Source organism: Methylobacterium sp. BTF04 (assembly GCF_010692745.1).
Taxonomy (GTDB): domain Bacteria; phylum Pseudomonadota; class Alphaproteobacteria; order Rhizobiales; family Beijerinckiaceae; genus Methylobacterium.
The window spans coordinates 1-13902 of the sequence record NZ_JAAHTB010000066.1; the positions used below are offsets into that span (position 1 = coordinate 1).

Annotated in this window: 22 protein-coding genes and 1 pseudogene; 10 read left to right on the forward strand and 13 right to left on the reverse strand. The window is 62.3% G+C overall.

The genetic code is table 11. From position 1 onward, the window contains the following. The first annotated feature begins 82 nt into the window (after positions 1-82). A complete protein-coding gene (locus G3T14_RS21685; protein WP_163644598.1) occupies positions 83-325 on the forward strand; it encodes a hypothetical protein in 243 nt (80 codons plus the stop codon). Between the two features lie 59 nt (positions 326-384). On the opposite strand, the gene G3T14_RS21690 is transcribed toward G3T14_RS21685, so the two are convergent. Continuing rightward, on the reverse strand, positions 385-756 hold the full coding sequence (locus G3T14_RS21690) for a hypothetical protein (RefSeq protein ID WP_163644599.1): 372 nt from the start codon (positions 754-756) through the stop codon (positions 385-387). A gap of 9 nt (positions 757-765) precedes the next feature. Beyond that, positions 766-1608, reverse strand: a complete 843-nt coding sequence (locus G3T14_RS21695) for a hypothetical protein (protein ID WP_163644600.1) — start codon at positions 1606-1608, stop codon at positions 766-768. A 305-nt stretch (positions 1609-1913) separates the two neighbouring features. Between G3T14_RS21695 and G3T14_RS21700 the strand changes: the two genes are divergently transcribed. The 8 genes from G3T14_RS21700 to G3T14_RS21735 are packed head-to-tail and all read left to right on the forward strand — an operon-like array spanning position 1914 to position 4135. Next, on the forward strand, positions 1914-2270 hold the full coding sequence (locus tag G3T14_RS21700; RefSeq protein WP_163644601.1) for a hypothetical protein: 357 nt from the start codon (positions 1914-1916) through the stop codon (positions 2268-2270). Next, positions 2267-2500: a hypothetical protein gene (locus G3T14_RS21705; RefSeq protein ID WP_163644602.1), complete on the forward strand. Its 234-nt coding sequence runs from the start codon at positions 2267-2269 to the stop codon at positions 2498-2500. The genes G3T14_RS21700 and G3T14_RS21705 overlap by 4 nt, the downstream gene beginning before the upstream one ends. After that, positions 2497-2754, forward strand: coding sequence for a hypothetical protein (locus tag G3T14_RS21710; protein WP_163644603.1), 258 nt, complete (start codon positions 2497-2499; stop codon positions 2752-2754). Before G3T14_RS21705 ends, G3T14_RS21710 begins: the two co-directional genes overlap by 4 nt. Further along, positions 2754-3002 carry a hypothetical protein gene (locus tag G3T14_RS21715; RefSeq protein WP_163644604.1) on the forward strand — a complete coding sequence of 83 codons (249 nt, stop codon included), beginning with the start codon at positions 2754-2756 and terminating at the stop codon, positions 3000-3002. Before G3T14_RS21710 ends, G3T14_RS21715 begins: the two co-directional genes overlap by 1 nt. Next, positions 3002-3277 (forward strand): hypothetical protein, encoded by a 276-nt coding sequence (locus tag G3T14_RS21720; RefSeq protein WP_163644605.1) that lies wholly within the window; start codon positions 3002-3004, stop codon positions 3275-3277. The genes G3T14_RS21715 and G3T14_RS21720 overlap by 1 nt, the downstream gene beginning before the upstream one ends. Next, positions 3274-3552 carry a hypothetical protein gene (locus G3T14_RS21725; RefSeq protein ID WP_163644606.1) on the forward strand — a complete coding sequence of 93 codons (279 nt, stop codon included), beginning with the start codon at positions 3274-3276 and terminating at the stop codon, positions 3550-3552. Before G3T14_RS21720 ends, G3T14_RS21725 begins: the two co-directional genes overlap by 4 nt. Continuing rightward, positions 3549-3884 (forward strand): hypothetical protein, encoded by a 336-nt coding sequence (locus tag G3T14_RS21730; RefSeq protein ID WP_163644607.1) that lies wholly within the window; start codon positions 3549-3551, stop codon positions 3882-3884. The genes G3T14_RS21725 and G3T14_RS21730 overlap by 4 nt, the downstream gene beginning before the upstream one ends. Further along, the gene (locus tag G3T14_RS21735; RefSeq protein ID WP_163644608.1) at positions 3881-4135 is read left to right on the forward strand and encodes a hypothetical protein; all 255 of its coding nucleotides are present in this window, start codon (positions 3881-3883) and stop codon (positions 4133-4135) included. Before G3T14_RS21730 ends, G3T14_RS21735 begins: the two co-directional genes overlap by 4 nt. Before the next feature lie 65 nt (positions 4136-4200). Here G3T14_RS21735 and G3T14_RS21740 read toward each other — a convergent pair whose 3' ends face one another. The 5 genes from G3T14_RS21740 to G3T14_RS21760 are packed head-to-tail and all read right to left on the reverse strand — an operon-like array spanning position 4201 to position 6723. Then, positions 4201-4788 (reverse strand): hypothetical protein, encoded by a 588-nt coding sequence (locus tag G3T14_RS21740; RefSeq protein ID WP_163644609.1) that lies wholly within the window; start codon positions 4786-4788, stop codon positions 4201-4203. Further along, positions 4775-5020 (reverse strand): hypothetical protein, encoded by a 246-nt coding sequence (locus G3T14_RS21745; RefSeq protein ID WP_163644610.1) that lies wholly within the window; start codon positions 5018-5020, stop codon positions 4775-4777. Before G3T14_RS21745 ends, G3T14_RS21740 begins: the two co-directional genes overlap by 14 nt. Further along, the gene (locus G3T14_RS21750; RefSeq protein ID WP_163644611.1) at positions 5020-5361 is read right to left on the reverse strand and encodes a hypothetical protein; all 342 of its coding nucleotides are present in this window, start codon (positions 5359-5361) and stop codon (positions 5020-5022) included. The genes G3T14_RS21745 and G3T14_RS21750 overlap by 1 nt, the downstream gene beginning before the upstream one ends. Positions 5362-5369: 8 nt before the next feature. Further along, complete coding sequence (locus G3T14_RS21755; protein WP_163644612.1) at positions 5370-5891, reverse strand: 3TM-type holin; 522 nt, start codon at positions 5889-5891, stop codon at positions 5370-5372. 4 nt (positions 5892-5895) lie between these two features. Beyond that, complete coding sequence (locus G3T14_RS21760; protein ID WP_163644613.1) at positions 5896-6723, reverse strand: hypothetical protein; 828 nt, start codon at positions 6721-6723, stop codon at positions 5896-5898. A gap of 275 nt (positions 6724-6998) precedes the next feature. Between G3T14_RS21760 and G3T14_RS21765 the strand changes: the two genes are divergently transcribed. Then, positions 6999-7175, forward strand: coding sequence for a hypothetical protein (locus G3T14_RS21765; RefSeq protein ID WP_163644614.1), 177 nt, complete (start codon positions 6999-7001; stop codon positions 7173-7175). A gap of 307 nt (positions 7176-7482) precedes the next feature. On the opposite strand, the gene G3T14_RS21770 is transcribed toward G3T14_RS21765, so the two are convergent. The 6 genes and pseudogenes from G3T14_RS21770 to G3T14_RS21795 form a co-directional block, all read right to left on the reverse strand. Further along, the gene (locus G3T14_RS21770; protein ID WP_163644615.1) at positions 7483-8667 is read right to left on the reverse strand and encodes a hypothetical protein; all 1185 of its coding nucleotides are present in this window, start codon (positions 8665-8667) and stop codon (positions 7483-7485) included. A gap of 1 nt (position 8668) precedes the next feature. Continuing rightward, a complete protein-coding gene (locus G3T14_RS21775; RefSeq protein ID WP_163644616.1) occupies positions 8669-9397 on the reverse strand; it encodes a hypothetical protein in 729 nt (242 codons plus the stop codon). Between the two features lie 7 nt (positions 9398-9404). Next, on the reverse strand, positions 9405-10700 hold the full coding sequence (locus tag G3T14_RS21780) for a hypothetical protein (RefSeq protein WP_163644617.1): 1296 nt from the start codon (positions 10698-10700) through the stop codon (positions 9405-9407). A gap of 118 nt (positions 10701-10818) precedes the next feature. Then, entirely contained in the window at positions 10819-11064 is a 246-nt protein-coding gene (locus tag G3T14_RS21785) for a hypothetical protein (RefSeq protein ID WP_163644618.1), read from the reverse strand. Further along, positions 11061-11363 (reverse strand): hypothetical protein, encoded by a 303-nt coding sequence (locus G3T14_RS21790; RefSeq protein WP_163644619.1) that lies wholly within the window; start codon positions 11361-11363, stop codon positions 11061-11063. The genes G3T14_RS21785 and G3T14_RS21790 overlap by 4 nt, the downstream gene beginning before the upstream one ends. 26 nt (positions 11364-11389) lie before the next feature. Then, a pseudogene (locus G3T14_RS21795) lies at positions 11390-13902 on the reverse strand (hypothetical protein); the annotation flags it as partial.

Below are 13902 nucleotides of genomic sequence, written 5' to 3' on the forward strand. Positions count from 1 at the left end.
CTTTACGCTACGCTCGCCGCCTCAGATCCACTGCCCTCATGAATAAGACGGGCTAAGCAGCTGCATCGCCGAGATGGGCCGCATGGGCATGAAGGTGACCGGCAAGAGCGCCAACGTCTCCCTGGCGCTTCTGGGCTACGTCCGGCACCGCGTGGCCCGTGACGGCGACCTGAGCGACGTGGGGCCTGTCTCGCTCACCCTGGTGCCCGATACGGACGACTGGGGCATCCGGCCGGCTGAGTGGGTGCTAACCGGTGAGTCCTGCATCACGATCGGGCTCGGGCTCATCACCGCCAGGGTGGTGGAGCGGTTCGAATCCTTGTAAAACGGCATCGAGACCTGACGATCTTTGGGCGCGCTCTTTGGGGCGCGCCTTATTTTGTTTCAACCGATATCAGGTCGGTAAAGCGGTCTAGTTGATGAATGCATTGCTGGCGCGCTCGATCCCTGCGGCAACTTGAGATGAACGGCGAATTTAATTCTGCTTGTATTTTCAGAGGCTTTTTCTTTTCCTTGTGCTGCCTCAGCTGATCCCACTTTAATAGTTCCAGATCCGTCTTTCTCCGATGCGCTAACGGCTACGTCAAAATCAACGACCGTAAACATGCCTGCTCTGCCGGCATTATGCAGATTAGACCCAGCTGGAGTACCGTAGGTTTCAGCCGCAACGTTTCCGCCAAGATCGCCTGTTTGCGCGGCGCTTACCCCCTTGAGTATTTGCGAAAGCGTACTCTGGATAAAATCGCTAAGTTCCATTTAATTACCCTAAAGTAGAGCACTGAGTGCCGGGATGAAGGGACTGATGATTGTCATGTATGTCGCAGCCCCTTGGATGAAATCCTGATACTCAGATTTAAAGGTGGGCGTTCCTACAGCTGATTGCATGTCGCGGATCGAGCTTTGCAACTTCGCGATATCGGAGGCATCTAATCCAGAATTTTGAACTGCGACCTGTAAGTCTCGGAAAACAGTATCGTCGCCAACCCTATTATTTGAATTGTCGGTCGAGTTGACGTTGACGCGTGAATTCGAGCCGTTCACGTGGATGGTGTAATTTCCGCCTGTGCCTGGAGCAAATGTACCTTTACGGCGAATTTTAACCTGAAAGTGAGCGGGTATACCCCCGAACTTGTCATGATAAGTGGGATCGAGGACCTCAAACGTTTCCTCTGTGCCGTTCGGGATTTTACGGCGGATCTCATCGCCCGTAAAAATTACAACATTTGGGTCAGGAATGGTCGCGAGCTTGGAGTCCAATATAGCTTTAGTGCTGCATCTGACGGATCCATCTGGTGCGACGATATCTATTTGTGACTGCGGGAAGTGGCTGAAATTCATCTCGCGACCTTTCGTCATAAGTTCCACATCGTAGAACCAAGGCTCACCGCAGGTTCCGTTCGATGGCCCCTCGAATCGAATGAGTCCCTCTCGTCCCATCCAAAGGACGACCTCGCTCCACTGATCCCACAGGTCAGCAGCACCTTTCCCATCGTCCTCCTCAGGGAGGCCGAAATCCGCAGGGATGATCGATAGGCATTTCGGCCAGCTGTCAGCCAAGCGGGCGATCAGCTGAGCGCTCAAATTTTCGAAGACTTCGCTGTTTGTCACCGCGAACGTTACACCCTGGCGATCGTTAAAAAATCGCCGCGAGCATAATCATTCGCGGACTCTGCCCCTAACAGGGGAAGAGGCTAGGGCCAGCTTTGCAACCAACCAATAATCTGATAAAAATCAATGGCTTAAGAGATTATCTGGCGGAGGGAGCGGGAACCCAACGCCATTGGCGAATAAGGGATATTTACGCCGATCCAGCCTCTACCCCACCATTGACCCTACCAGCGCGCCGAGCGTTCGGGTTTCTCGTTGTGGCTCGGCCTCCCCTCCCCGCACTCTGATCGGAGGCGCGTGAGGCGATGGGACTAACCCTCGACCACCTCATTTTCGGTAACGGGCACGGCATGAAGTCGCCGTACTTCGACAACCGTCTCTACTGGCTCGTCGACACGCTCCGACAGGAGCGCGATGGCCGCAACGGTCGGCTCTACACGTACATGGGCGGCTTCGGAGCCCAGTTGCGGAGCTTTGAGTGGACACACCCTCGCCCAGGCGAGCGGCGCGAGCTCAACGGTCGAGAGTACATCGCCTTCAGCAGCACCCGTTCATGGCTTCGGGTCGATGCGGCCTGGGCCCTCGTTCGAATGCCGCCAGGGCTAGACGAGGCGAACGCCGAAATTCGAGCCATCAAAGCCGAACTGGATGCGATGCTATGAGCAACCGCCCCCTCTGCACCTATGACGAAGACCAGGTCGAGATTGATCGCATTTTGGCGCTTTCCGACGAGGAGGTCCGCGCTGAGATGCTCGCCGAAGGCATTGATCCCGATCAAGCCGCAGCCGACATGAATCACGAAATTGCGGTGCTGCTCTTCCTCCGCGAGAAAGGCGCCCTTGACGACGTCGCTTCCCCCGCCCCTACCCGTACTGCGGGAGGCCGGACGTGAGCGCGAAACCAACGCTATCGGAGATTGCCGCGCACATCCCGCACGGCTTCGAGTGCCGCGGCTGCGGCGGGTCAGCCTACAACTGGGTCGCGAAGTGCGCCCGGTATGTCGAGACCGGCGAAGGGTGCTGCGCCGACTTCCGCGACTGGATCAACAAGGCGCAGGCCGGTGAGCCAACCGTCGAGCAAAAGCATGAGGCACGGAAGCGGGCTGCTTTTATCGGCCTGCCGCTCGGCAATGGAGAGTGGGTTTGATGACCGATACCTACGACATCATCGCGATCAGCGACCGGGGCGTGTACGCGATTTGCTCGGAGGATGCAGGCGAGGATTGGGTCGCGGAATTTGTCCGAGACGCGCATCGCGCTGGCAACCGAACGGAGCGCGTGACGACAGCCGAGGCGTGTCGGCGGCACCTTGCGTATCTGGGGACGCTCGACAGGTTCCAGGGGCTGATCCCCACCCCCGCCGACCCCGGCATATCCCTGTCGGGGAGGGAGTGATGGAGATCGGACGCGTCCAAGGCGCCACCCGAAACCTCGGCGCGCCGGCGGGCTGGGATCCGGCCACGGACGGCCATTGCGGCGGCCTGCCGATCCGCGACGAGCCGCACAGCCCCGGCATCAATCAGATGGTGTCGGCATGGCTTCCGATGCCGGACGAGCTTGAGCGCCTTGCTGCCGGAGCGCCGATCTACCTCGTCGTGCTCGGCGTCACGCATCCGCCGGTCGCGCTGACGATCGGAAACCCACCACCCATCGGGGAGATCGACCCATGAGCGAGAGCAAGCAACGCCACCTTCCGCCGAACGGCATGATGAACGCCTCGGGCCGGCATGTCACCGACCTCGCGCGCGGCGTGATGGAACTGCTCGAAAAGCCGTTCGATGAGGGCCTGCAAGCCGACGTTGCGGCGCATGTCCTCGTCGCCAGCGCTGTCGATCTCTGGCGCGCAAACTATGGTGATGCCCAGGTCACCGATGCGCTCAAGAAGGCGATCGACCGCCGCATGGAGAAGCCGCTGGAATACTGGGGTGGGGAGCGCGGCCGATGAGCACCGACGCCGAAGCCCTCCACTCCGATCTCGCCGAACTCCTCACCCTCCTCGGGATAGGCGACCATGCCCGGCCTCAATCGCCGCATGAGGTGTTTCAGGAGGCGTTGGGGGTGCTGCGAAAGCGGCTGGTTGATCTGGACGCTGAGGCCGCGAACTTCGACGGCATGGCAGAAGCCTCAAGCATAACGTCCTCGAAATACGTCGTTCTGGGCGACGAGATCAAAGCCGCGTTCTGGCGCGGTCGCGCACGCGGGCTCCAACTCGCCGCTCATAATTTGCACCTCTCGCCGACGATGCCACTCACGGAAGAGGAGGTCCGCCAACCATGACCGACTGGTCCCACGCCGCGCGCCGCGCGATCCAAGAGGCTCACAGCGCCCTACCAGAGACCGCCACCCTGGCCGAGCGCCAGGCTGCGGTCGATGCTGCTTACCCGTTCGGAATGCGGGCCTACGCGCCCTACAAAGCCTGGCTCAAGGCAAGGCGGGGATACCTCTGCCGGTATGGCTACGTGCCAAAGGGGACCGCTCTGGTTGAGAGCCCGATGGAGCGGATGATGCGGAGAGGGGGAGAGCGATGAGCGATCAAACGAAAAAGCCCGGCGCGCCATGACGGCGGCCGGGCTTGGGTTAAGATCGGGGCGCGTCACGCAGGCGGGGGGCCGTGCGTCTCCACATCCCCGGTGCGGAAGAAGTCGCCGATGTAGGGGCGCGCCCGGTCGATGATCGGCTTGATGTCAGGTCGGGTCGTCAGGAGGACGCCCAAGGCCAGCACACCGAGCGCCAACGCCAACGCCAGGGCGTAGCGATTGCGCCGTGGAACGGTCCCCTTGAACGCTCCTGGGGCGCTTACATGAAGCACGCCGGCGATCGCCGACACGATGGTGATTGGGGCGATCACCTCGGCGTTGAGAAGCCATGCGGGCGCCTCGGCGAGACGATAGGCGATGGCGTAGAGCCCCTGCCCGAGGTGGCCGGCAAAGCTCAGCCAGATGCCCACGATCAGAAAGTCACCTCGCTCCGGGTCTCGGTTAGAGGCAGCGGTCCATGCGTCGGGCGCGTAGACGTAGAGCACCGCAGCGTAGATGGCGCAGGCGATGATCCGCACCGCCAGGATCATGTCGGCGTTGGCGACGAAGGCGTTGACGACCTGATAAACCGCGAACAGGCCGATGACAGCGAGATAGATCGCGCCGCGGATGTGCTCGGGCCGCTCGTCGTTATAGATGCTCACGGGGAGCCACTTCTTCCGCTCGGGCACTCTCCCGCTCCTCCATTTGCCGCAGCGTGGCTTCGACCGTAATCCGAACGTCGCTGAGCCGGCGGGCCTGTTTCTTCCGGGCCGCCTTGACCGCATCGACCGAGATCGCGTGAAGCTTCGTCGCCCGCTCCAACCGATCAGACTCGTGATCGCAGCCGGGGCAAACCTTGCGGCGCACCCAATCCCGAAGTCCGTCGAGGATCATCACGAGCCTCCACGGTTGTGCAGGGCATCGAGCCGGTTTTTGATGTCGCCGATGTGAGAGACCGTGAGGACGTCGCTGCCTTCGGCCCGCTTCAACGCTTCGGCCGTGAGCTTCGCGATCTCGATCTGGCCCTCGCGGACATCCTCCAGGCTGCCAGCCACTGCCGTGTTGCTGGCAGCCTGCCGTTCCAGCGCTGTTGCCGACGCCCCGCGCTCCTCGATGCGGGCCGTCATGCAGTCGCGCCACCCGTTGAACAGGAAGCGGATCGTGAGCAACGCGAGCGCGAGGAGTCCCCACGGGCCATAATCCTTGAGGAGAGAGGCAAGAGCCGTGGGGTCCACGCCAGCGCCTACTTCGCCGCGCCCGGAAGCGCTCCAGGCACGCCCTGAGTGCGCTCAAAGGTGCGCTGGACGCCAAGCCCAAGGATGCCGGTGAGCACCACCATGAGATCGTTGATGGAGAGCGTGGGCGCAGGCGGGATCGCGGCGCCGATTGCCACGCCGACGATGTTAGTCGTCCACGTCAGGATGGGCGCGAGGACGAACTGGTAGCCGAAGCCGCCGGCGCAAATCCAGCCGACCGAAGGCCGCCAGCGTGCCGAGAAGCGGTCGTTCCCGGTCGCCTCGGCGAGGTTGACCGTCGTCTGCGCCTTGGCGACCTCCATCGTGGCGTTGATCGCGGCGACGTCCCGCGCGGCGAGCGCCTGCTCAAGCTCTGCCTGGGCCGCCGCTTTCGCCGCCGGGTCCGGCACCAGCCGGTCCACGAGGATCTTCGCAGTGTCCGCCACCGAGGGCAGGACGGCACCGATGGCCGGCCCAATGCCGCCCGTCAGCGCGCCGCCGAGGATAGTGCCGATGAGACCACCAGCCATGGGTTCAGACCTTCTTGATGGGGAATGCGGTGCGGAGGCGGTCGGCCAGCGTGCCCCAGAAGCCTGTCGGGGCGGCTGAGGCCGGCGGCAGGGGCTCGCGCGGACGAGATGGGGCGGCCGGGGCGGCAGGGGCCGGTGTCGGCGCGGGGAGCTGGGTGACCGTCACGGGCGGGACGGGGATCGCCTCCACGATCCCGCCCGGGATATGCCGCGCGGCGACCAGCGCTGCCCGGAAGCTCGAGAAGTAGCCGGCGATCACGCCTGCCTTGTCCGTGCCATTGATGATGGCCCGTGCACCGACCGGGATCGGCGCGCCGGAGCCGAAATACTGCGACAGCTTCCGCCCGGTGAACCAGCCCTCGGACATGCCGATGAACATGATGGCCGCCGCGATGTCGGGCACCATCGCCATGTCGGGCGTGGCCGTGAGATCCATGGTGCGATCGAGGTAGCCGAGGGTTTGAAGCTCGCCCGTGGCCCGCCGATAGTTCGACCGACCGGTGAGTTGGACGTAGCCGCGCCCGCAGAACTTCACGCCGTCGCCCGGCACAGTGTTGCCCAGCGCCTTCGCGACCGCTGGCCGGTCGCCCTGCGGATCGTACATTCGGCGATAGTAGGCATCGCCGCCGTACTCCTTCACGGGGAGCATGGTGCGGGCGGTCTCATGGAACGCTGTCGCGAGGCAGTAGGCCAGCGCGTCGGTTCCGAGCAGCGGCGGGCAGGCATCGAGCAGGATGCCCATGCCCGTTACCTGCCCTTGCGACAGGCTGCCTCCGAAGGGCTTTGCGCGCAGGGCAGCGAAGAACGTCGCCCGGTTGAGGGCAGCGGCCATGGGTCATCTCCAGAGGTTGGGTAGGGGGCGAGGGTCAGGCCAACGGGCACCGCGACCGGGCAGTCACCAACGATTCAGCAAGTCCGAACGGGATTTGTTAGGTAAGCAAATCGTTCCACGTCATGAGACCCGACAAATACGACGCGAAGCATTTCGTTTACTGATCTGGTTAGGTTCCGGGGAAGAAATCGGCCGCATATTGATCCTCAGAAAGCGAGCGGGACGCACACAGATCCCGCCGCTCTCGACAGGCATCTCACCAGCGGAGTTCTCCCATGCGTCTCTCGATCCTTTTCGTCCCGGCCGTTCTCGTTGCCACCGTCGTGTCGGCTTCTGCCATCAGCCTGCCGGCCCTGCCCAAGCTGCCGACCGTGAGCGTGCCCACCAGGCCGACCCTGGTTGCTCCCACGATGCCCAGCGCCGCCGCCTTCCTGGCTGCTCGTCGCCGCTGATCGACCCAGCGCTCGCGCGATCAAAGGGCCCGGCCATGCGCCGGGCCTTTTCACGTTCGCGTGTCCGCACCGATGATGCTAATTTAGGCAACGCCTTCTTTACGGTGCTATGCGCACTCTCTCGGCTTCTCCACCGGAGATGCTCTGTACGACCACCTAAGGCGGCTTCGGCCGCCTTCTTTCGTTTTGGCGTGTTGGGCTCGGGCAGATATTCGCGCGCAGAGAATCGCGACGGCCGTCAGGATGCGGGCCATGGTGTGTCCGGGTTTTCAGAGGGGGCGTGTCAGGCTCGGGCTGGGAGGCTTGTCTACAGCCCCGCCAGCGGAATTGCCGTCATGCCGACACTCTCTTTTTGGAGCGAGTAGGCGACGTACAAGTTTGTCCCATCCGTCACCGGTCGCGCGGCATAGGCCGCGCCGCCGATCTTGCCGGCGCCAGCATATGTCGGCGTCTGTGTGATCCCCTGCCTAATGGCATAGAGCGCGGTCTGCGCCCCCGTCGTGCCGTCGTGGATCGACAGGTAAAGCGGATCTCGGTTCGTAACGCCGTCCTGTGGGTTGCCCACGAGAGCTATCTTGCCGCTTGGCAGCTTGGCGACGCCGACCGGGGCTCCGCAGGACGGGATGCTCGACTTCTGCGGAGCGAACCACGATTTGCCGCCGTCGTAGGATCGCTGAGACCAGACCCAGAGCTTGGAACCATCCGTCTCCGTGCTGCGCCATAGGCGCTCCATGAACGTGCCATTGTCGTAAGTGGCAAGTTCCGTAAGATTCATGCCTCCGTAGAACAGCCAGCCGAGCCAAGACGAGTCTTTGGTGTTGAACTTAACCGAGCCGCCCCAGGTCCCGTAGAGATTAGCCAGCGCAAACAGCGGCGGGCCGAGCACCGCGTCGTAGGGGATATCGGCGAAGCCACTGAGGGGCGTGAAGGCATCCTGTGACACGCGGAACAGCGGCCCAAGCGACCCATCCGCATTGCAAAGGTTCGCTACGAGAGCCAAGCCCGTCGGGAAGCTCGCGCCGCTACGGCCGTCAATTGCCGACACGATGTAGAGGTTGGCCGCATAGGTGACGAACGCCCTCGGATAGGAGAAGCGGCTACCGTCCGGCTGGGTCGTATTCGTGAGGTCGAAGGTGCTCTGCGGAGGAACCGCCACCTGTGCACTGCCAAACCCCGCAGCAAGGTCCGTCGTGCTTTTCACCACCACCATTTGCCCTGACGCATCTTCTGCCAGGGCGCCGGACGAATACGCCGCAAATTTACGAGCGCCCAGCAATCCGGGAGCTACGTGGTGGTGGTAACGATGACTGGACAAATCTGCTTGCGTGACAGCCGCACCGGATGGCGTCGTGACTGTATAATGCGCCACCCCTGGCGCGAGTGTGTAGGGTCCGGTCGTGGCCCCCGCCCACTTCAAGAAGGGGCTGATATCGAGCGCTTTGCCGAAGATGCCGGGGCGCAGCGACCTTCGAGCGCCGAAGGGAATGCCCATCTTAATCGCGCTCGATGGTAAGGGTCAGCGTCACAGCGGAAGCGTTGAAGGTTGGAGCGCCAGCGGTACAGATCGCCGACACCTTGATCAGAGACGTTCCGGCGATTGCACGGATTGACTTGAAAGCCCGGTCGTAGGGCACATCAGCAAACTTACATCCACCAAGATCGACGAAGTCCGACTGTAATATCTGAATGCGACGCCGAAGTGCCAAGGCATTAGCATCAGAGATTGAAGGAAAGCCTCCGCGCGTTCCTAGAACGAAGTTGTCTGAAAACACATAGACATCAAGCGCAAAATCTTGATCTGCTTGATCCAGCACCGTAACTCCAACAATCCTTCCAGTGCCGTTAATGGTTCTCAACGCATTTTCTACGTCAATTGTATTGGTTAATACCTGTCCGGCACTGTAAGCCACAGTTTGCATCGTCAGAATTACAGAAATATCGACGGTGTCCCCCACCTTGATCGGCTGCGCTGCGGTTTGGTCGTCGTAGAACACCGTCAGCGCGTCGCCCGCGCTCATGGCCGTGGTGTCGTAGGTCAGCGTCAGAACGCTCGCGGCAAGCGCCGTGTAGCCGAGTGATGGCGTGCTGGCGGCATAGAGAAGCTTTCCGGTTGGGGCATGGATGACAGCAAGCAGCCGCCGGACATCGAAGCCGGAGAAGCTTGAGAAGTCGATTTGCCGCTGAGCCGGGGCGAAGATGTAGCTGGTGACGACGATTTTCATGACAGCTTCACCCGAAGATCAGAGCGGAAACGATGGCGTCGGTTTTGGAGGCGGCAGTCACGACGCGGATGTCGCCCCCATCCATCAGGCTGCCCGGCGTTGTCCCCACCAGGCGCAGCACCACATCGCTGGCCGCCCGCTGATAATGCCGACACGTCCAATTCCCCGACGCATCCGAGGTCAGGATCGCGGTGTCACCGACAGCCGTCTGAATGTTGGCCGCACCGGGGAGGATCAGGGACGTCGCGTTGTGCGTGAGGGTCAGGACGCCTGCGAACCGGAGCATGCGGAAGGCGTGAGGCTTGGTGCCGAAGCTCGTGATCGCCGTCGTGCCGGAGATCGCCGCCTTGACCGTCGTGAGGGCACCGAGATCGACTGTGGCGGCAGAGGGTACGGTGGTCGATCCGAAGGCGATATCCACGCCTGGGGCGGCCGTGGTACCGCCAAGCGACGTGATGTCGGCGTTAGCGCCCTTGGCGGCCTTCGTGCCGACGAGCGTTGCCAGAGCAGCGGCGGTGCTTTCATCAGCGGCGAAAAGGTCCTGCAGCTCTTTGAAGGTATCGTAGGCCGGGCCTGCGCCGTTCTTTAGGGCTGTGTCGTAGGCTTGGATGGCCGCGGTGATGTCGGCCGGTGTCGCCTTGCTGGCGAGCGCCTGGGTGAGGCCAGGGACATCGACGGTGCCGCCCACGAAAGGCGCACCAGCAGGCCAGGCCCCGGACGCCTTCGGGCCGTAGAACAGCCGAGGAGCGACGCTGGTGTTGACCCAGAAGTCACCATCGGTCCCGTCGGCTGCGACAGGAGCGCGAGAACCGGAGAAGATCCCTGGTCCCCGAATGCCCTGCCGTCCCGCAATGGCGACAGGCGTGATGATCGGCTGTCGTGAGGCCGAGAACGTTACCCCGATCATCCGAGACAGGAACGAGAGGATCGACGAGGGCTCGTTGTACCGGATGCGGACCGGCATAAAGAGGTGCCGCTCTCCAGAGACCACCTCCAGAATGTCGGCGGTGTACTCTCCACGCGAAAAAGTTAGTGCCGTCGCCTTGGATAGCCGGAATACCAGCGTGGTATAGGCCGCATCCTTGAAGGTGATTCCATTGCCGGCGCCCATTGTGAGCGTGGCGACTGGCTGAACAATGGTTGGCCCGGATTGCGCTGGGGTTACAAGCGCCTCGAACACTCGAGGCGCCCCATTCGCATCTACCAGTTGGAGCGGCGCCCCAGCGGCATCTGCGTTCAGGAACGGGATCTCATAGTACCAGTCCTCCTGCGTGGTGAACTGGAACAGCGGCAGGTCGGCCATGATGATGCCCCGAGGATAAAACGACCGAAGGGCCGCGATGAGCCGCCGTTGGCCGCTTGTCGTGCGTTCCGGAATGCGTGGCGCGGTGAAGGACGGCAGCCCGAAGGCTGCTAGGCGCTTAGTTCAGCGCGGGGCTGGCGGGCTCGCCAGACGGGATCGACCCGACTTGGTTGATGACATCATTGAGCCGAGCGATCTCAACCTGCGACTGCCGAAGGAGGTCGACGATTTCAGCCTTCTCACCTGCGAGGACAGCGCACCGGCTCTGAGCCTGGTTGCGCTGCCGTTCCAGTTCTTCGATCCGCGCGTTCATGTTTCCGAGAGTGACGGGTGGCGCCAGTGGAGCCTGTCGATCCTCGCTCATGCTCCCTCCCCATTTCGCTTGGCGAGGTTGGCCGTCTGCACCTGCATTGTCATGATCGAGCCGCTGGAGTGCAGCAGCCGAACCGAGGTGTAGGGCGACGGTGAGGGTTCGCTGAACAGCACCAGGGCAACGTCGCCGACACCAATCTCGGGGGGCAAGCCTGACCGGTTTGCGATGGCGACGACCTCCCCATGGTGGTAAGCGCCTCGGCTCGTGTCGTCCTGCGACTCGGTGAGGTAGGCGGCGATGTCGTCAGGGGTATCGAGCTTGCGTTCGGACGTGATTTTGACCGTGATCATGATGGCCCTCCAGTTGTGATCAATATTCAGGCTCTAGGCGTAACTCCGGCGAGCGAAATCCAGTTGATGACGATGCTGGAACTGGCATTTCCTCCGGTGTAGCTGTAGCGAAACCTCCCCTGGTGATTGCCGGGCGCCAAGAACAGACACAGGGTAGCGCTGAAGTCGGCAGTTACCGCTGCGCCTTGCGCCTGTACACCAGTGGCCGATCCAGCAATGAGGATGTTGACCGCGAACGCGCCGTCGATCAGCAACTGAAGGCCGGTGATGAAGGAGTTCGGATTCACCGTCAGGTTGCCCCTCAGTGAAACGATAGTCGGGAACAGTCCGTTTTCGACCGGGATGTTCGCAATCATATTGGCGTCGAGGGCGTTGTTGTTCGTCCCCTGCCCGCCGATCAGCGTGTAATTGGCAATGTCGAGCCGGGCCGGCTGATTGGCGACGCCAGCCGGCACATTCGGCGCGGTCAGGACCAGATTTGGAACCCGCAGGGTGTACCCGTCGAACGATAGTAAGGGGACGCTCGACCCGTTGCTGGTGATGTAAAAGGCGCTCGCATCGACGACGAAACGGCTGGAGCCGTCATTCATCAGGTCGAGATAGTAGCCGGCGCCATAGGTCTGCCCGCCGCGGGTGACGGCCAGTAACGCCTGTATCCGGGCGGAAATATTGCCATCCTGGTAGGAGAGGGCCATCTGGAAGCGGCCAGAGGCCGATACCTGATCATTGCGGCCGTAAAGGTCTGTGGTCTGCTGCGCCAGGAAGTTATCGCCGTTGAACCGTGCCGTACCTTCGCTATTGACCGCTACCTCGATATTGGCGTTTCGGACGTTGACCGCGTCCACATAGGAAATAATCGCGTTATCTTGAGAAACGCGAGCATTTACCTCCGTTGTGTAATTGGCCTCCGTTGTTCCGATGCGAGCGCTGAGATTATTGATCGACGTGACCTGGGCGCTGTCGGCGGTAGCCCGTGTCGTCGCCTCGCTGGTGATCGAAGCCTCGGCCGTCCCCACGCGTGAGTTGACCGAATTGACGTAGTTGGTGATCGCCGTGTCTTGGTCGGCCCTGGCACTCTGCTCGTAGATGATCGCCGCGTAATTGTTGGCCGCTGCCGCACTGATTCCATCAATGCGCGTGGTCGATGCGCTATCCGCGTTGGCCCGCGCAGTCTGCTCGGACAGGATCGCCGCTGTATTGCCGTTGGCCGTCGCGACGACTGCATCGATCCGGGTACTTAGAGCACCATCAGATCCAACACGCGCACTGCTCTCACTGACAATCGAAGCCTCGGCGGCGGCCACCCTAACTTTGACGGATGTCGTGTAATCGGCCTGCGCGCTGTCACCATTCGCGCGAGCTGTCTGCTCGGTGATGATGGCAGCCGAATTGGCGCTCGCGGCTGCAGAAACCCCGTCGATCCGTGTGCCGATGGCGCCGTCTGCATTCGCCCTGGCGGTGCTCTCCGAAAGGATGGCAGCGGTGTTTGTTCCAGACGTCGCTATCACGGCGTCAATGCGCGTGCTTAGAGCGCCGTCTGCGTTGATCCGAACAGTTTGTTCAGAGAGGAAATACGATCGATCACTATTAGTCTGCGCAACCAGGGTGTCTGTTCGTTGGGCTTGCACCCCGTCCCCTGAAACGCGTGCCGACGCCTCAGACGTAATGCTGGCTTCATTCGTCCCAACGCGGGCCGTAAGGTTTGTGACCGATGTGACAATGGCACTGTCAGCCGTCGCGCGGGCTGTAATCTCAGTGGCGATGGCGGCGGTGTTGGTGTCCACCCGGGCGCTGACGCCGCTGATCTGCGTTGCCTGAGCCGTATCAGCAGTGGCGCGAGTGCTGGACTCCGAGACGATTGCCGCTTCGCTGGCACCGATGCGCGAAATGGCCCCGTCGATGCGGGTGGTCGAGGCTTGGTCCGCCGTGAGACGCGTGCTCGCCTCGGAAACGATTGCGGCTTGGTTCGCCTGATCGTTCGAAAGGCTCTGGATCGCCTTGGCAAGGCCATCCTGTGCCACGGCGCCCGCAGCCTGGGCCGACGATGACGCGTTCTGGGCTGCCGTCAGAGAGATTGCAAAGTCCGCGGCTGCCTGGACCCCAACAGCATTGGCGCGTGCGAGAGATGTGGCGAAATCGGCCTGGGCTTTGGCGGAGACTGTTCGCGCGTAGGCCTCCACCTCCAGGATATGATCGACGCGCGCCTTCACGTCTGCGCTGAAATCGGCGTAATCGATGGGCGGAAGGTCTGTGTTGAGCGCGGCGCGCGGGAGTGCCAGTTCGGTCAGGAAGTACGGACCGGGCAGTCCGCCCGCGCCGAAGGCCCGAGCCCGCAGGACGACCATGGTCGGATCGACCGGGTTGAGTTCGATCGAGCCGGTGACAGGCGCATCGGGCCGGGTGTCGAAGCGGTTGCCGTCATCGTAAGACAGTCCGACCTCGAAGCGCACGGCGCCTCGCCCCGGCAGGATCGTATAGTCACACCGGAAGCCGGCCGCGACCGGCGTGGCATTGGCGGTGAGCGCCACGATCCGCGGGC